Source organism: Labrenzia sp. C1B70 (assembly GCF_000475395.1).
GTDB lineage: Bacteria > Pseudomonadota > Alphaproteobacteria > Rhizobiales > Stappiaceae > Roseibium > Roseibium algicola.
The window spans coordinates 36062-53101 of the sequence record NZ_AXCE01000063.1; the positions used below are offsets into that span (position 1 = coordinate 36062).

General features: G+C 56.1%; 16 protein-coding genes. 9 read left to right on the top strand and 7 right to left on the bottom strand.

The features are described 5' to 3' along the window. Positions 1 to 91: 91 nt before the first annotated feature. Together Q666_RS64390 and Q666_RS64400 are read right to left on the bottom strand one after the other, a co-directional pair. On the bottom strand, positions 92 to 520 hold the full coding sequence (locus tag Q666_RS64390; RefSeq protein WP_022999539.1) for a hypothetical protein: 429 nt from the start codon (positions 518 to 520) through the stop codon (positions 92 to 94). Between the two features lie 651 nt (positions 521 to 1171). Beyond that, positions 1172 to 2005 (bottom strand): NAD(P)H-dependent oxidoreductase, encoded by an 834-nt coding sequence (locus Q666_RS64400; RefSeq protein ID WP_022999541.1) that lies wholly within the window; start codon positions 2003 to 2005, stop codon positions 1172 to 1174. Positions 2006 to 2099: 94 nt separating this feature from the next. Between Q666_RS64400 and Q666_RS64405 the strand changes: the two genes are divergently transcribed. From Q666_RS64405 to Q666_RS64415, 3 genes are all read left to right on the top strand, one after another. Beyond that, positions 2100 to 3014, top strand: a complete 915-nt coding sequence (locus Q666_RS64405; RefSeq protein WP_022999542.1) for a LysR family transcriptional regulator — start codon at positions 2100 to 2102, stop codon at positions 3012 to 3014. A gap of 424 nt (positions 3015 to 3438) precedes the next feature. Continuing rightward, positions 3439 to 4041, top strand: coding sequence for a calcium-binding protein (locus Q666_RS64410; protein WP_022999543.1), 603 nt, complete (start codon positions 3439 to 3441; stop codon positions 4039 to 4041). A gap of 139 nt (positions 4042 to 4180) precedes the next feature. Further along, positions 4181 to 4501 carry a hypothetical protein gene (locus tag Q666_RS64415; protein WP_022999544.1) on the top strand — a complete coding sequence of 107 codons (321 nt, stop codon included), beginning with the start codon at positions 4181 to 4183 and terminating at the stop codon, positions 4499 to 4501. On the opposite strand, the gene Q666_RS66985 is transcribed toward Q666_RS64415, so the two are convergent. Beyond that, a complete protein-coding gene (locus Q666_RS66985) occupies positions 4432 to 4650 on the bottom strand; it encodes a hypothetical protein (RefSeq protein ID WP_353608807.1) in 219 nt (72 codons plus the stop codon). The genes Q666_RS64415 and Q666_RS66985 overlap by 70 nt on opposite strands. 388 nt (positions 4651 to 5038) lie before the next feature. Between Q666_RS66985 and Q666_RS64420 the strand changes: the two genes are divergently transcribed. Then, positions 5039 to 6130 (top strand): acyltransferase, encoded by a 1092-nt coding sequence (locus tag Q666_RS64420; RefSeq protein ID WP_022999545.1) that lies wholly within the window; start codon positions 5039 to 5041, stop codon positions 6128 to 6130. A 102-nt stretch (positions 6131 to 6232) separates the two neighbouring features. Here the strand turns inward: Q666_RS64420 and Q666_RS64425 are convergent, their stop codons facing one another. Genes Q666_RS64425 through Q666_RS64440 form a run of 4 tightly spaced genes read right to left on the bottom strand, consistent with a single transcriptional unit; the run spans position 6233 to position 9664 of the window. After that, the gene (locus Q666_RS64425) at positions 6233 to 7429 is read right to left on the bottom strand and encodes a DegT/DnrJ/EryC1/StrS aminotransferase family protein (RefSeq protein WP_022999546.1); all 1197 of its coding nucleotides are present in this window, start codon (positions 7427 to 7429) and stop codon (positions 6233 to 6235) included. An 11-nt stretch (positions 7430 to 7440) separates the two neighbouring features. Next, entirely contained in the window at positions 7441 to 8130 is a 690-nt protein-coding gene (locus Q666_RS64430) for a PIG-L deacetylase family protein (protein ID WP_022999547.1), read from the bottom strand. Then, complete coding sequence (locus Q666_RS64435; RefSeq protein ID WP_022999548.1) at positions 8127 to 9047, bottom strand: methionyl-tRNA formyltransferase; 921 nt, start codon at positions 9045 to 9047, stop codon at positions 8127 to 8129. The genes Q666_RS64430 and Q666_RS64435 overlap by 4 nt, the downstream gene beginning before the upstream one ends. Further along, positions 9044 to 9664: a sugar transferase gene (locus tag Q666_RS64440; RefSeq protein ID WP_022999549.1), complete on the bottom strand. Its 621-nt coding sequence runs from the start codon at positions 9662 to 9664 to the stop codon at positions 9044 to 9046. The genes Q666_RS64435 and Q666_RS64440 overlap by 4 nt, the downstream gene beginning before the upstream one ends. A 1215-nt stretch (positions 9665 to 10879) precedes the next feature. On the opposite strand from Q666_RS64440, the gene Q666_RS0134425 reads away from it, so the two are divergent. The 5 genes from Q666_RS0134425 (at position 10880) to rfbF (ending at position 17030) form a co-directional block, all read left to right on the top strand. Beyond that, positions 10880 to 12748: a nucleoside-diphosphate sugar epimerase/dehydratase gene (locus Q666_RS0134425; protein WP_161633225.1), complete on the top strand. Its 1869-nt coding sequence runs from the start codon at positions 10880 to 10882 to the stop codon at positions 12746 to 12748. Then, entirely contained in the window at positions 12748 to 14037 is a 1290-nt protein-coding gene (locus tag Q666_RS64445) for a glycosyltransferase family 4 protein (protein ID WP_022999551.1), read from the top strand. The genes Q666_RS0134425 and Q666_RS64445 overlap by 1 nt, the downstream gene beginning before the upstream one ends. Beyond that, entirely contained in the window at positions 14034 to 14462 is a 429-nt protein-coding gene (locus Q666_RS64450; protein WP_022999552.1) for a GtrA family protein, read from the top strand. The genes Q666_RS64445 and Q666_RS64450 overlap by 4 nt, the downstream gene beginning before the upstream one ends. Next, complete coding sequence (locus Q666_RS64455; protein ID WP_022999553.1) at positions 14459 to 16111, top strand: hypothetical protein; 1653 nt, start codon at positions 14459 to 14461, stop codon at positions 16109 to 16111. The genes Q666_RS64450 and Q666_RS64455 overlap by 4 nt, the downstream gene beginning before the upstream one ends. Positions 16112 to 16223: 112 nt before the next feature. Beyond that, positions 16224 to 17030, top strand: a complete 807-nt coding sequence (gene rfbF / locus Q666_RS64460; RefSeq protein ID WP_022999554.1) for a glucose-1-phosphate cytidylyltransferase — start codon at positions 16224 to 16226, stop codon at positions 17028 to 17030. Positions 17031 to 17040: the final 10 nt, after the last annotated feature.

Below are 17040 nucleotides of genomic sequence, written 5' to 3' on the forward strand. Positions count from 1 at the left end.
CGCCTCACCGCCAAATGCGAAACGGCAAGTTGCGCGAGCGATTGATCCGATCCAGCCAGACGATTTGCCGTCTTTCTTCCAGCAGATTTCTTCAGGTGCGAACATCGAGCACACCTTCGACACAGTTGATCTTCGGGCGGCGAAACCCCATCGAAATCCAAGCCCCTATGAGGGTCAGAAAGAACCTTGGGGAATGCGTCTTGTGAATTGGCACATCCTCCGGAAGCATGGAGAGATCATCAAGATCACCCGCCATGGTCCGCATCTGCAGGGGAGGAAGGCTACTATCAGGCCAGAGAGGGCCGTATAGGTCGACCCAGTGGCCATCGGTGAAATCGAGGAACATTGCCGTGTTACAGCAGGCAGCAACCACCCGGCGTGTCTTTGTTTTCTCATTCAGGCGGAATTCCCGAAGGTGAGCACCGCCCTTGACGCAGTGGACACGGTCCTTTCTGAACATCTCCGTGCGTGTGCCGCTCGTAGCCTCCTTCAAAGGCGGCGCACCCGGAAGCGACTCCATCAGCAGCTTCCCGGCACGAATTGCACAGGCATTCCGTGCTCATGATCGGAGCACCCTCGGCTGCCATCTCAACTTCACCGCAGCGGCATTGCAGCCGTGTTACTTTTGCCATGCTTCCACCTGCTCGAACTCGTCAACACACCCGGAGCGAAATGCGGGTTGCGCTCGTCGGCCTTTTCGATCGCGGCAACGCCAATCCGGCCATTTCCGCCATTGCCTCCGGCGCGACCTGAGGCAGATCTTGTTCCTGTTGAAGGCCGCTCCTTTTGTCTCCCCATTCCGCGATTGTTTCGTCAGTCACAGCGTGAGGATTATCGACGGTCATCACAGAATGTCAGAATCAGTATTAAAAAACAACTGCTAGTATAAAAAAACTACTAATTCATCGAAGTTGTTCCAATGCGCCTTGATGAAGGTTGCCTGGCAGCCGATCCACTCGATCTGATCGGAAACCGTCGGGCGTTCCTGCGCCGTGCAGGAGCATCTGTTTTCACCCAAGTCGTTCCAAATGATCAGCGCTGTTCAGCGCTTGCGCCGCAGAATTGGCCTTTGATTGTTGGCCTACAGGGCAACAAAATCTCCCTGGTTCCACGGCGGCAAGGCCAGTCATAACTTTCTGGAGCTGCAACCACGCTCTGCAGACTTGTCTCGTCAAACGGAGACTGGCGATCCTTCGGCATTCAGACCGGCAGGGTCACGCTCTTCATTATCTATGTGAAGCGAGAAGCCGCTCTTGCTTTCCTCGCCCAATCCAGGGCGGAGCTGCATGCTTGGGATCAGGTAATCGCCTGCGTTTTGCGGTCGGTAAGGGATCGGCGGGATCGTAAACAGCGTCTGCATTCTTTCCCGCAATCGCTCTGCCACCGGCTCGAACCCGCTATCGTCGAACCGGTCGACGCGATAGACCACGAATGGCGGCAGGACGTCATACCCAGGATAGTAGAGAATACCGTGATTGATCGGAAACAGGAGGTCGTCGATCGGTCCATTGATGCCCCGCGCATCATAGTGCTCCTGCCATCCGCCAGCTGTCACAAGCAGCATGGCGCGCTTACCTGCCAGCGTTCCTTCGCCGTAACGGTCACCCCAGCGACTGTCACTGTGTTCCCCGACGCCATAAGCGAAACCGTAGGCGAAAACCCTGTCGATCCAACCTTTGAGGATCGCCGGCATCGAGAACCACCAAAGAGGAAACTGGAGGATCAAGGCATCGGCCCATAGGAGCTTTTCGATTTCTGCCTGTACGTCTTCCGTGAGCGTGCCTGCTTCGAAATCCTTTTTGGATGCGGCGGTCGTGACGAGACGATCATGCTCGGCCAAAGACGGAAAGTCAGCGCGATCAACTTGCGACTTCCATTTGTCGGCATACAGGTCTGAAATCTGCACATTATGGCCCTGGGCAAGCAATGCCTCAACGGCGACATCTCGGAACGCAGCATTCAACGAGCGCGGTTCGGGATGGGCATATACGAGAAGAACATTCATTGGTTCGTGCTCCGTTGTTGGAAAGTCACCCAATAGATAGCCAACGGGCAGTCATTCCGATATACATGGGGAATGGATATGATTATTCTGAAAAATGGATAAATCGGAGATATCGTTCGAACGCATGCGAACCTTCGTGCGTGTTGTCGAACGGGGCAACCTGTCGGCAGTTGCCCGCGAACTCGAAGTTGGCCAGTCAACGGTCACTCGCCATGTGCAGGAGCTCGAAGAAGCTGTCGGAGTACCGTTACTCAGCAGGACCACCAGACGCGTTACATTGACTGAGGAGGGAAGCCGCTACTACGCCGACTGCATTCAGATACTGCGGCTGGCAGAGCAGTCTGTAGAGGAAGCCCGGACCTCCCGTTCTGCTTTGGCCGGCTCAATCCGCATTTCCTGCACCGCGGCACTGGGCGTGCTGCACATCACCAAATTGATCTTTGCCTTTCAGGATCTCCAACCTGATATTGCCATTGATCTCAGCTTGTCCGACGAGCGTATCGACCTCGTTCGCGAGGGCGTCGACATGGCCTTCCGCCTGGGTCCGCTCACAGACAGCTCAATGAAACTGCGTGCTCTTGGTGAATCCCGACGCCTGCTCGTTGCGTCGCCTGACTATCTGGCCAGACATGGAAGACCAACCGTTCCGCAGGATCTGGCAGGTCATCAGGCCATTCGCATGTCGAACGTGGCGGGCAGCGACATCCTTGTGTTGAAGGGACATGATGGCAGTCGTCATTCTGTGCCGTTCGACGGGAAATTTCGCGTGGATCATGGCCTCGGCGCACGCGAAGCGCTCATCGCTGGACGCGGCATTGCACCCGCGCATCGTTGGCTTGTCGATGATCTCCTGAGACAAGGCAAACTCGAACCAGTCCTGCCTGACTATTCCCCTCCATCCGTGCCGCTAAGCCTTCTGATTGTCCCCGAACGTTCTCGTATTGCAAGGGTTCGACTACTGGTCGAGTTCCTTGCCGATCAGGTCTCGGCGATGCCCGGGGTCTCATGAGGGACTTCCTGTGAGAGGCTAATACTCTTGGTTTTTTGGTAGACAACCCGGCTCAATTTCTTGCACGCCGCACCCAACGCAACAGTCCTCGATTGAAACAAGTTCCGGCTGTTTTGGCCGCGATCTCGTTTCGACCCTTTTTTGTTTTTCATTGCTGTATTCAAACGCAGTCAAATTTCAGCTGATTTGTTTTCGCAAAGCATTCTTTTTCTATCCTCTGATAGCGCATATTTTAACTAGTAGTGAATTTAGATTCTAATTTCCGAGATTAATATTCAAAAATACTCGTAATTTCGACGTAATTTATTATTCGAAAATATCTAGACTCGGGGTTTTATTATGATTTGTATTGTTTATTCTATTGATCAATCGCCAATTAATTCGAAGCGCGATTGATTCATCATGAAGACCAGAAGGACAGGACATGGCTACAATAGAGGGCAGTGAGTTCCAGGATTTTCTGAGCGGCACACGATCCCATGACTTTATCTTTGGCCTCGGTGGGGACGACCTCATTTTCGGCATGGGTGGAAAAGATGTCATCCTTGGTGGACAGGACGACGATTTCGTCGACGGTGGCAAGGGAAACGATACGCTGCTCGGCGAAAGCGGCAGCGACGTCCTACTGGGCGGCGATGGCCATGACATTATTCTGGGTGGTGACGGCGACGACTATATCTCGGGCGGAAAAGGTCATGACCTTCTGTTTGGTGGTGACGGCTCGGATCTTATCGAAGGCGGTGCTGGCCATGATGTCATGGCTGGGGGGAGCGGTGGCGACGTTTTTGTCTTCGCCGGTGGCGGCGGCCACGATGTTATCCTGGACTTCGAAGCTGGAGACATGCTGCAGATTTCAAGCAACATCAACAACACCGGCATTTCGTCCGCGGCAGATGTAGCCGCACGGGCAACACAAGTGGGCAGCCATACCGTTGTCGACCTTGGTCAAGGCGATACACTCACACTCAACAATGTTGACGTCGACGATATGCAGGAGAATCCCGACAGCTATTTCGCGATTTCCTGATTGGATTTCGGTAGGGACATGCAGGTGTTCGGGCGTGCTTTGTTACTCAAATGCAAGCTTCGACAGCCAGAGACGTGGCGGACCTGGTTCAATCGGGAACTAAGTCCGCAGGTCTCGGGTTGTATCATAAAGGAGGCGAATGATGCACAAACCTGTCCTGATCGCGATGGCGTCGTTGCTGTTACTTTTACCTGTGTCTGCTCAGGCGGGTGGACCAAAGGGCTGTCCCCCCGGCCTCGCAAAAAAGAGCAACGGCTGTCTGCCGCCGGGCCAAGCCAAGAAAATTTACCGACCAGGCGACCGTATCTACAGTGAATATGCGCCGGTCCGGAACCCGGGCGTCTACGGATTGGACCCCAGTCAGACCTATTACCGGGTTGGCGATTATGTCTACCGGGTTGATAGCAATACCAAAAAGGTTCTGGACCTGATTGGCGCGGTCAACGCAATTCTGAACTGAACCACGTCAGCACAGACCATGCCGAGCCCGGTATCATGCATTGCAGCCAACTGGCACATTGCAATGCTGTTACCGGTCTCCGCGGATTTCGCGTACCAATCATGCGCCTGCTCGAAGTCCTTGAGGACACTGAAGCCGTTCTCGAACATGACACCTGGCAACAAGCTGGCCAGACACGAACCGATTCAGCGCAACATGCTCTAAAGTCAACAAAATTGAAAGAGACGTCTCCTCAAGCAATTTTGAAGAGGAGACTGAACTGCCTTTGATGAGATCTACCATCAGGCAAATCGAAATTGACAACGCTATTGTTTTCGATAATATTTTTGAAATACTAATTTGAAATTGAAAATAACGTTAGCAGTCGCACGGTCGTTGATAACGAAGAGATACCTGCGACCAAACATGCCGAGCAGGCTCGATACAAGACTTCTGATTGCACTTTTTGAATGTCGAGCAGCCACGTCGTTTCAGACCAAACAGGGCTGACAATGGACGTTAATCACCTTTGTTTTCGAAAATTGAATATGGTCCGCTATGAATTCCACTTCGCCGCAAAGTTCGCAATTCAACTATTCCGTACACGGTCTGCGCGGCGTTGCGTCGATCATGGTGCTGGTCGCTCATATTCTCGGTGGAACAGCCGAACACATCTACAATGACAGGCCGGGATATGTTGAAGGGATTGTGCCGTTTCACAACTTCGGCACATCCGGCGTCATGCTGTTTTTCGTAATCAGCGGGTTTGTCATCCTGCCGAGTGTGATGAGGTATTCTCCGTCAGAGTTTGCCCTCAGGCGCCTTCTGAGGCTCTATCCGCTCTTTCTCGTTTCGACCTTGTTTTTTGCCGTCCTGAATGGCGTGACAAACAGGTACCCGGAACTGAACAACCTTGAGTCAGTTCTGTTTTCCCTGACCTTCCTGGATTTGTTCACAACAACAAAGCAGGTTGCCCCGAACGCCTGGAGCCTGACCTATGAAGTGATGTTTTATACGTTGGCCTGCATGACGTATTTTTTCCTGACAAGAAAAATGAACATCGTCTGGAAGATCGCATCCCTGGCGATACCGGTACTGTTTACCTACTACTATCCGAAGGCGCTGTTTTTTCTGTCCGGGGCCGCCATCTACTGGATGTACAGGAGCGAAATCACCAGCGGTCTGAAGTACACGAAAACGCTTGAGGCCATTTCGTTTCTCGTCTGGGTCTATCTGGCTTCCACGTGGGACTTCAAGTTTCGGACGTACGAGTTCTATGAGGCCTATCCGACCATCATACCCGCCCCGGCGCTCCTGGTCCTGGCCACTGCGACCTACTTCTTTTTTGCGGCTTCGAGAGACAGCCTGACCGGGAAATTACTGAACAACAGGATCATGTTCTTCTTCGGAACAATAAGCTACAGCTTCTACCTGGTTCATCCGTATATATACTTTGCTACACGGCAAATATTCTCATCTCTCGGCCTGTTTGGCGACAATATATTTGTGTCCCTTCTAATTTTTGGCACGGTCGTATTTATTCTCACAACAATCTTCTCGCACTTCTCCTATCTGATACTCGAGAGACTGCCGTACCAAATCTTCTTCGGTCAGAAAATCTACCGAAACAGAAGGGTTCAGAACGCCTGATAACGTGGCACACGCCAATCAACGCTGGACCGCGTGTGAACCCGAGGCATTGATGGCCTTATGGCCAATCTGGGTTGATCGGCATGACGCTGGCTGGTTGCTTCAGGCGGGGGCCTTTGCAGGTGACTTGTGCGACACCGCAAGCGATCGATCAGCGATCGAAGCGACTTTTTCGGCCAGCTCGATGATCCGCTCCTGTTCCCACGTGGTATCCACGAGGAAGGCGAGACTTGTCTCGCCCAGCTGCCTGGCAACGGGAAGCGGTTTGTCGGGCCCCAGCCCGCGGTCGCGAAACATTGCCTCTTTGTAGATCTCAGAACAGCTTCCGGAAAACGCGGGCAGACCCGCTTCGGCAATTTCGGCAAGGATCCGGTCGCGCGACCAGCTGTCGGCCATGGCGTCCGGGCGTACGAAGGCGTAAAAGCGATAATAGGCATGGGTGACGGACTGAGGCGGAACGGGAACCCGTAACGCATTCGATCCGCTGAGGATTTCGGCAAGCGTCAAGGCATTGCGCGTCCGGTGGGCGCGGGTTTCCGCGAGCCGCGACAATTGTATGCGCCCGATAGCGGCGGAAGGTCCCGCCATGCGAAGGTTGGTGCCCGGGCCTGAATCATGCAGCCATCGAAAGCCGGGCTGATGGTCTTTTTCAAACACCGTCGCATAGCCCTTGCCGTGATCCTTGAAACTCCAGGCACGAGACCAAAGGTCGGGATTTTCGGTGAGAAGCATCCCCCCTTCGCCCCCTGTCGAGATTATCTTGTCCTGACAGAATGAATAGGATCCGAAATCACCCAGCGTACCCACATGCCGTTCACCGATCATCGCGCCATGTGCCTGGGCGCAATCTTCGATCACCCAGATATTGTGGGCGCGGGCAAGAGCCAGGATGCCGTCCATATCGCAGGGCCAGCCCGCCAGATGCACGGGCAGGATGCCGACCGTGCGCGAGGTGATGAGAGGGGCAATCGTCTCCGGCGTGATGTTCTGGCTGTCCGGATCAATGTCGGCGAACACCGGAATGCCGCCGGCCAGGAGCACACAGCTGGCTGATGCAACGAAGCTGCGTGGGGTCACGATGACTTCGTCGCCCGGCTGAATGTCGAGAATTCGCAGCGCGGTGTCCAGTGTTACCGAACCATTGGCCATTGCGATTGCGTGAGCAGCGCCGGTGTAGTCGCAATATTCCGATTCGAAGGCAAAGACGTCCGGGCCGGTCCAGGCATTCACCTTGCCGGACCGCAGGACGCCGGTAACGGCATCGATCTCTTCGTCAGTGTAGACTGGCCAACCGCCCATATCCTCTCTCCTCAGACCACATAACGCACAAGGACGAACCCCTCGGCGGCAGAACGGTGAACGGTCGCCCCGCGCAAGGTGGCCAGCGCCCGCAGGGACTCCACCGACCTTTCGTGGGGTGCCTCGCGAACCTGACTTGCGAACAGCTGGAAAGCCTCGAGCTTGCGGTCGAGCGTTGCTGAAATGTCCACGAACACATTGGGAACGAATGCCGGCGTGAGGTACGGCGCATTCCAGTTGGTTTCCGAAAGAGTTTCGTAAGCCGCAATGACGGAGGGATGCCGGGCCTGATGGGGCCGGCTGGCAACCAGGGTGGACAGAAAGCAGAGCTGATGGTCGAGATGGATGTCGCCCGGATGAGGTGCCAGGACCAGTGTCGGGTCGAGATCCCGAACGAGCGCGCCCAGCCCGCCGTTCAGATCGGCATGAGGATACTCTGCCAATTCAGCGGCAGGAAAATCGAGCCAGTGGGTTTGCGAAATGCCCAGATGGGCGTGCGCGGCTGCGGCTTCTTCGCGAACCGTGTGGATCTGCTCGGCTGAGAACCTGGGCGGACGTCCGCGTGTGACAATGGCGACATGCACCGCTCTGCCTTGATCCGCAAGACGGGCAATTGTGCCTCCGGCACCCAGAACTTCGTCATCGGGATGGGGCGCGATTACAAGTGCCGGGCCGTCGCCGGTGAAAATTGGTGAATTCATGATTTTGCACGACTGCTGAATTTGGAGTGAAGACCTGGGCACCGGTCGGGGCCGGTCCATTCGAGAATTTCAAGACATTGGCCGTCGCCGCATGCGACGGTAAATACCGAACCGTCAACCGCCTGGACCTGGCCAGGAAGACCGATGTAACGACCCTTGTGGGGGCAATGCCTGGCACGGGTCACGGTCAGCATGCTCCCGTCAGAGGTTTCCGTAAAAGCTCCAGGATAGGGGGGACCGACGGCACGAATAAGCCGGTCGATCTCCGCCGCGGGACGGGTCCAGTCGATAAGACCATCTTCCGGCCGCCGCCGCGCACATATGCTTACGCCGTTTTCAGACTGCGGTTCTGACGGCACCTCGCCGGACTGGATCCGGGTCAACAAGGGCGGCAGCATCTGCGACACTGCGTTCCTCACGCGGTCATAGAGTTCACGAGCAGTGATCGTTTCCGGGTCGATGTCGTACCGCATCTGAGCTGCGATCGGGCCATCGTCCACGCCCTCACCAAGCCAGAACAGGGTTGCGCCTGCTTCGGTTTCACCCACGAGGATCGTCCAGGGGATGACACCTCGGCCGCGCAGGCGCGGCAGAGCAGAGGGATGGAACCCGATACAGCCGAGCCGTGGTATGGCGCGAAAGTCCGGCCCGCAAATCTGCGACCAGCCGATAACAAGTATCAGGTCAGGGTCGACTTCCCGAAGGACTTTGAGCGTCTCCTCGCTGTCGGATCTTGAAGTGTGGTGGACGGGCACGCCGTACTTTTCGGCCGTCGGCGCGAGATCGGCAAAATCCGAGTGCCGGCCGGACAGCTGCGGCGGCAGTGTCACCACGAGGGCGGGAACGTGACCGGCGGCGCAAATTGCGGCAAGAGCTTCAAGAGACCCTTCGACCGCACCCACAAAGACGGTCTTCATGCGGAAACCTGCTTGTTGTCGGCCCCGTTATCGAGACCTTTCCAGGAGCTTGCGGCATCGAGCCGGCTTGCGTTCTTGTGCTCACCGAAAAGTGCAACCCCGATAGTTTCAAAGATAATCTGAAGATCGAGCGCTGCGGAGCGATGCGCGATGTACCAAAGGTCCAGTCGCAATTTCTCCTCGTTGCTCAAAGACGTGTTACCGCTCACCTGGGCCCATCCGGTCAACCCCGGCCGCACGGCTCCGCGCAGGACCCCGTCTGCCCCGAATTGCGCCACTGTCTCGGGCTTCAAGGGGCGCGGTCCGACCAGGGCCATCTCACCGCGAAGGATTGACAGCAGCTGCGGAAACTCATCGAGCCGAAGGCGTCTCAGCCAAATACCGGATGTGGAGACGCGTCTTTCGTCGGGCAGCAGGTTCCCGCCGGCATCGCGCGCATCGCTCATGGTGCGCAGCTTGGCGAGGATAAACACCGTGCCGCCTTTTCCTGCTCGCGTTTGCGTGAAAAAAACCGGTCGACCCAACGTAAGCAGTGTGAGCAATGCCGCGAACACGAAAAACGGAAATGCAAAAACCAGCGCACAGAGGCACAATAAAATTTCAATAACCCTGTTCATCGGAATCCTTGGCTCCTGAAATTAAAAAACAGAGAAGATTCTGAAGGCCAATAAAACCAAAATAGAAAGAAAACTACGAACCTAAGATAAGCATCTACCTCGCAATATTGACACACTAGCCAAAATTTACAAGTGGAAGTCCCATCATTGTTTAAGCACCTGGACAACAAACCGAATGCGCCCTGGGAATTCCTTTCCGGAGCCGCCAATTCAGCAACGGAAGGGTAGGGACGGACTTACCGTTCCAAAGCCGGCAAAGAATTGGACAACACCTTTCCAGAGGTGCCTCGAAATCCCCTGACAGAGTTCCATGGACAGTGTCTGTCCGCCGCCCTCGCTTCGCTCCAACCACCCCGGCTGCAGGTCTAACCGAAGGGAAAACGAGTCGTCCGAATGCGGTTCGAACGGCAACAGGAAGGGCCCAATTTCATCATAAATCAGCCTCCGCGATAGTGGCGATGACGTTTTTTGCACTGTCAGAATGCTGCATCCTGAACTGGCTGATTTTAATTGTTTTTTCCGTATTTTTTGGGGGTTTGGAAACGCTAAAAAGGCCATCGGATCAATCCGCCCAAGAAATTTGTGGAAAAAAACTATTTATTAACCTTGCGTTATGTGTTACACCTTGGGTTGAAATTGCAAGACTAAATTTAACATGAAATGCTGTGACGTATGGCATTTTTTCATGCTCTGAAGATTTTATTTTTGAAAACTGATCATTATTTTAGATGATCTACGTCCTTTTAAGGGACTAATCTTCGGAAAAACTGAAAATATTTGTCGAAACTACATTCACGAAGTGGGAATCGTTTTATTTATTTTCCATTTTGTAAATACGCCACCGTCGCAGCAACAAAAAACAAAGAATAATCAGTCCGTTAAAAAATAGCGGACGGCGAGGCACAGCTATTTTTGTGCCTCAAGTGTTTAGCGGAGCGTTTGCTTATGGCGGATTTTTATTCTTCTGAGACGACGTCGAAGATTGGGATAAAAGCATCGGGTCACTCTGTCTTGGAAAGCCAGCCGAAGATTAATCGGTGGTTCCAACAATTATTGGCCGAGCTGAAAGCTAATCGCAGACTTGTCCTGGGTGACGTCGTTTCAATCACACTGTCTGCAGCGCTTGCAGTGCTCCTGACGGTGACCGGATCGGCTCAAAAGCAGTTATTGCCTGCGATACTGCCATTTGCGGCGCTGGCATGTGTCTGCGGTCTCGTGATTTTCCCATTGGCCGGGTTCTACCGCCGGGACACGCGATCAACTTCGTTGAGAGACATCGTTGTTCTGCTCAAGGGAGCTCTGCTCACAAGCGTTTCGCTTGCAATCCTGTCACGTTTCAACCTTGTGACAGCCTCCGTTCCCATCCCTGTCGTAATCGTTCAGTTTTACCTCGCCGTGCCTGCGCTCGGTGCGTTGCGGGTTATCGCCAGGGGCCGGGAGCTGACCCGTCAAAGCCGCCACCTCAAGGAGAAAGAGGTGGATTCGAGGATTCCGGTACTTCTGGTGGGGACCGGCGCAAGTTGCGATCTCTTCCTGCGCTCCTTGCGCAATACCGGCTCCCGCTACCTTCCGGTCGGAATTATCGATGATGCCCGCAACACCCAGGGGCTCTACTTCCACGACGTCCAGATCATCGGAACGCTGAGAGATCCTGAAAACGTGATCGAACGGCTTTCGCATTGGAACGTACTGCCACAGCGGCTGCTTCTGACCGAACCGACGACCCATTTCGACAGCGACGGCATCCAGAAACTGACTGTCTGGGCCAGTGGACATGGGGTGACCGTTTCGAGGCTTCACGGGCTGGAGGATCTTGGTTCCCCAGACCTGGGCGAAGGGCAGAACATGAGAACCGTGGATCCGGATGACATTCTGGATCGGCCGCAAAAGGCAGTGGAACGCTCGTTGCTGTTCGAAGTCTTCAAGGGGCGACGCGTCCTGGTGACAGGTGCCGGCGGGTCGATCGGCAGCGAACTCACACGGCAGATCGCGTCCTTCCATCCGGCAGAGATCGTGATCATCGACAACTGCGAATTCAACGCCTACTCGATCGATATGGATCTGTCGCAGCATTTTCCCGATGTACCGCGGCGGATGTACGTGGCCTCCATCGTCGATGCGGACCGCGTCAACTCGATCTTCCGGCAACACCGTCCGGAACTGGTGTTCAATGCGGCAGCCCTGAAGCATGTGCCGATCGTCGAGCTCAACCCGTGCGAAGGCGTTCTGACGAATGTTGTCGGATCGAGAAACGTTGCCGATGCGGCCCGCGAAATCGGTGCTCTCGCAATGGTACAGATCTCGACCGACAAGGCCGTCAACACGACCAACGTCATGGGGGCAACCAAACGCGTCGCGGAATTCTACGTCCAGGCGCAAGACCGTATCACCAACGAGACGGAAGAACGCACCAGGTTCTTCTCTGTTCGATTTGGCAATGTCCTGGGGTCCTCAGGGTCGTTGATACCGCTGTTCCAGCGCCAGATCTCAAACGGCGGACCGATCACGATCACCGATCCCAAGATGGAACGGTACTTCATGACGATCCGCGAAGCGGTCCAGTTGACACTGGTATCTGCGGCGAGCGGCCTGAAGTTCGACACCAGCCAGGGTGAGATCTTCGTCCTGGACATGGGAAAGCCGGTCAAGATCGTCGATCTTGCAGAACGCATGATCCGTCTTGCCGGACTGACACCTCACCAGGACATCAAGATCAATTTCATCGGCATGCGTCCCGGCGAGAAGCTGTTCGAGGAACTGTTCGACAAATCGGAAGCCCGCGCCGATTGCGGCATTCCCGGTGTCAGCGCCGCACGACCGGAAGGCGTTCCGATTGCGCGGCTGCGGGCAATGATCCTGAAGCTGGAGCTTGCCGCACGGTGCCAGAACGGGTCCTTGGTCAACCAGTTACTTCGGGACCTGGTGCCTGGCTACGGCACAAAAACATCGTGCGCGGTGGAGCCGGCCAAAGTTGGTGCAAGCGCTGCATGGTCAGGTGCGAAGGAAATGACCGTGAAGTTGCCAATTCCGCCCCATGCCGTTCTTCGGCCGGTTGGTGCACCTGAAGTGCTGAGTACTGGCTAATGAGCGCTTCTGCCAACCATATGGACTACGCGGTCAGTGTGTCTTCCAAGTCGGGGACAGGGTCTTCCGGGCGCCGCCGGCGAGCTGTGATCGTCGGTAGCCTGGGGTATTCGCTGGTCAATTTCCGGCTGGATCTGATGCGGCGCTTCCAGGCAAACGGCTATGAAGTGACCGCTTTCGCCGCCGAGATCGATGCCGAGACCGCCAGAATTCTGGACGAGAACGGGATCGCTCATCGCGAAATTCCCATGAAACGCACGGGGACGAACCCCTTCAGCGATCTTGTCAGCCTCTGGGCTCTCATTCGTGCACTTCGCGAGGAAAAACCGGAACTCGTCCTCGCATATACAATGAAGCCGATCGTCTATGCCTGCCTTGCAGCACAACTGGTCGGCATCCGGTCTCGCTACGCGCTGTTCACCGGGCTTGGATATGCCTTCATGGAAGAAAATCCAACAGGACGCAGACGCTATGTCCGGAGCGCCTCCGTATTGCTGCACCGGATCGCACTGCGCAAGCTTACCGCGGCTTTCTGCTACAACAGCGCGGACCGCCGGGATATCCGGAACTATCGGCTGATACCGGACCAGGTGCCTCTTCACGACATTCCGGGTTCAGGCGTAGACACCGCACGCTTTTCGGCGACACCTGTTCCGCAGGGACCAGTCCGCTTCCTGTTCGTGGGGCGGCTGCTTCGGTCCAAGGGGCTTGCTCATCTTGCCGAAGCCGCGAAGCTCCTCAAGACGCAGGGGCTCGAATTCGAGCTCGACATCCTGGGCCCGACCGACAGTAATCCCGATGCGATCGAACCAGAGCAGCTCGACGCCTGGCAAAGCGAAGGATTGCTGCGATATCGCGGCGCGACAAACGATGTCGTCCCCTTCCTTCAGGCAAGCAGCGTGCTGGTTCTTCCGACGTCGCTGCGGGAAGGCATTCCGCGTTCCATTCTCGAAGCCATGTCCTGCGGGCGCGCTGTCGTCACCACCGATGCACCGGGGTGCGGAGAGACGATAGAACACGGTGTTTCCGGTTTCGTCGTCCCGCGCGGTGATGTTCAGGCTCTCGCCGCGGCGATGAAAAGCTTCATCGAAACACCGGCGCAGGCTGCAAAGATGGGCGCGGCTGCCCGGGCACTCGTTTGCAGCAAGAATGATATTCACCGGGTGAATGCCAGGCTGATGCAGCTCATGGGCATCGAAGCCGTCCGATATGCCTCCGGCTCGCGTAGCCTGGGTTCTCCGGCTGAAGCCGAACTGGTCTGCCAGGTCTCGGAGGTAGCCCTCCCATGACGCAGTCCGTCACAACGGCCCGCACGGCATTCTCCGACCTGATGACATCCCGGGTCGTTCGTTTTCTTGGCGCCGGCATAATCAATACAGCGTTCGGATACGGGGTCTTCGCAATCCTCGTCCTGGCAGGTGTGCACCCGCAGGTCGCTCTCGTGGCGCAGTTCGGTCTCGGGGTCATCTGGAACTATTCCATCCATGCCCGGTTTGTTTTCGGTGTCAGCGGCTTTGGCAGGCTTCCGCTCTACGGCCTCGCCTATGTGGCGGCCTATGCATTCAACGCGCTGTTGCTTGCGGCCCTGACCGGCGCCGGAATACCTGCGCTCGGTGCCCAGCTCCTGTCGCTGCCGCCCGTCGTGGCCTTGTCCTATATTCTTGTTGCCCGCGCCCTCGGCGTGCGGGCGGGCAGAAAGGACGCACAGCAATGAGTGTCCTGCAGTCCAACCAGTTGGCCGCCGCGGTGGATCAGGCTTCACATGCCGGACACCGTCAGAAATGGCTGCGCCTTGCAGTCAGTGTGGCGTCGGTTGCGGGTGTCGCGCTGCTGCTTGGTGCACTTTACGGCAGGCTGATGACCTTCGGTTTGCGGCGGGACGAGATGATGTTCGTTCCCCCCGCGCAATATATGCCGGACTGGCAGCTATACCAGGACGTCTTCTTCAATCATGTGCCGAATGTCGCCTGGTTCTTCCACTCCATGCATATCGTCTTTAGCGATCAGGGTTTGCTGGGCGCGGCAAGGACAGGCGTCTTTCTTCTTTGGGTGCTGCTGATCCTTGCGATTGTCTGGACCACGCTGCGCATCTCGCGATCCTGGCTGCTGGCGCTCTTCTCGGCCGTGGCCATTCTCGCTGCGGATCCGTTGCTCGGTCAGGCCGGTATGGCCGCGACCAACAACCTGCTGCCGCTGCCGTTTGCGGTGCTGGGACTAGGCCTTTTCCTGGTCGAGACAATGGAACAGCGGCCGCGATCCAGTCTGATCTTCGTTGCCGGAATGTGCCTTTCGCTCGCAGCAGGCAGCAAGGTCAGTGCGGTGGTCTTCATTCCCCCGGTCGCGCTTGCCGCCTTCCTGCTTCCGGCACGTATTTCCTTGCGCACACGCCTGACCGGAATTGTTCTTCCGCTCGCAGCCGGCGGGCTGGTCGGAGCCTTGCCCGTCTTCTGGTATCTGCTGGACGATCCGCAGCTCTTTCTTGCGCATGTTCTGTCATTTCATACCGGCCCGCATATCGCCTACTGGACGGCGAACGCCGCCAGCGAACCTGGCCTGGCGATGGGGCTTGGCGGCAAGTTGCAACTCGCGTTCGGAGCCTGGCTGGCAGGTGGTTCGTTGATCCTTGCAACAGTGCTGGTTTACCTGCTCTGGATGTCGCTCCGGGCAGGGCACAAAGGAGAACGGCAGGACGGCAAATGTCTCGGACAGATTGTTGTCGTCCTCGCAGTCACGGCACTTGCTGCCGTTCTAAGCTTCGTTCCGACACCCGGTTTTCCGCAGTATTACATTCAGCCGCTGGTCTGCCTTCCGATCCTTGGTGCGTTGCTTTACCGGCAGATCGGAACACGGGACCGCCAGCAAGTGGTGCCGGTTCTTTGTGCCAGCATGTTTGTCATGCTCGTCATCACGCTTCCGCGGCTCATGCCCGGGCTCGCAAGCCTTGCCAAACCTGATGACTTTACCTCCGCGCGCCTGGTTCGCGGCGGCCAGGAATTGCAGCAGGCGCTGGCCTCGCACAATGTGCCTGAAGGCCCCGTGGCAACCTTCATGCCGCTTTACCCCATGGAAGCCGGTCTCGACATCTATCCGGAATTTGCCTCCGGTCAGTTCGCGTACCGGATCGCGCCTTACACGGACGCCGAACTTGCCGCTTTCTATCGGATGGTCGGCGCCGACGGTCTGGGAAATCTGTTCGGCAAACAGCCTCCGGCAGCCATCCTCATTGGCTACGACCCCGACCTTGAAGCGCCGATGCTCGAGTATGTGCGAGCAAACAACTACCTGGAAGTTCCGGTTGCTGAACTGAGCAACCGTTACGGAGAAGGCCGACTTTTTGTTCGAACAACGGGAGGCCAGGACTGAGCCGCCGGTCTGTGGCTCTCAATGTTTTGCCAGTGCGATCGTTTCAGTCGGACTGACTTCGTTTCACACCAAGATGTTGTTTTCAGTGTTTAGACAATCAGGGAGAAGAAAAATGCAAACCGTACTTCTTGCCGGAGGGTTAGGCTCACGCCTGGCTGAAGAAACAGTCACCATTCCCAAGCCGATGGTCGAGGTCGGTGGTCGACCGATCATCGCTCGCGTGATGGATATTTACAGTCATTTCGGCCATCGCGACTTCGTTGTTGCGGCCGGTTACAAGGCGTTGCTGATTAAACAGTTCTTCGCCAACTACCATCTTATTGCCAACAATATTTCCGTTTCGGTGGATACAGGAAAGCTGCGTCTCGTACCGTCGGAACCGGGCGGCTGGAACGTCTGCGTTGTCGACACGGGTTCCCACACGATGACCAGTGGCCGCATTCGCAGGCTGCGTGACTGGCTAAACAACGAAACCTTCATGTGCACCTATTCGGACGGTCTGGGCAATATCGACATCAACGCCCTGCTCGACTTCCACAAGTCACATGGAAAGCTTGCCACCGTTACCGCCGTTCAGCCGCCTGCACGCTTCGGCAACATCGAACTCAAGGGTGATCGGGTCTTCGCGTTTACGGAAAAGGTTCGCAAGCGCGACACCTGGATCAACGGCGGCTACTTCGTGTTCGAACCGGGTGTTCTGGATTACATGGTCGATGACGCCGAACCGCTCGAGCAGTCGCCCCTGACCCAGATGGCCAAGGACGGCGAACTGATGGCGTATCGTCACGACGGTTTCTGGCATCCGATGGATACCGTGCGCGATCGGGACACGCTCAATTCGCTGTGCGATGAGCTTCCGCCGCCGTGGTTGCGGTTCAATGAGGAAATGCCAGCCAATATGCCGGCACTCGCGATCTGAGACGACGACC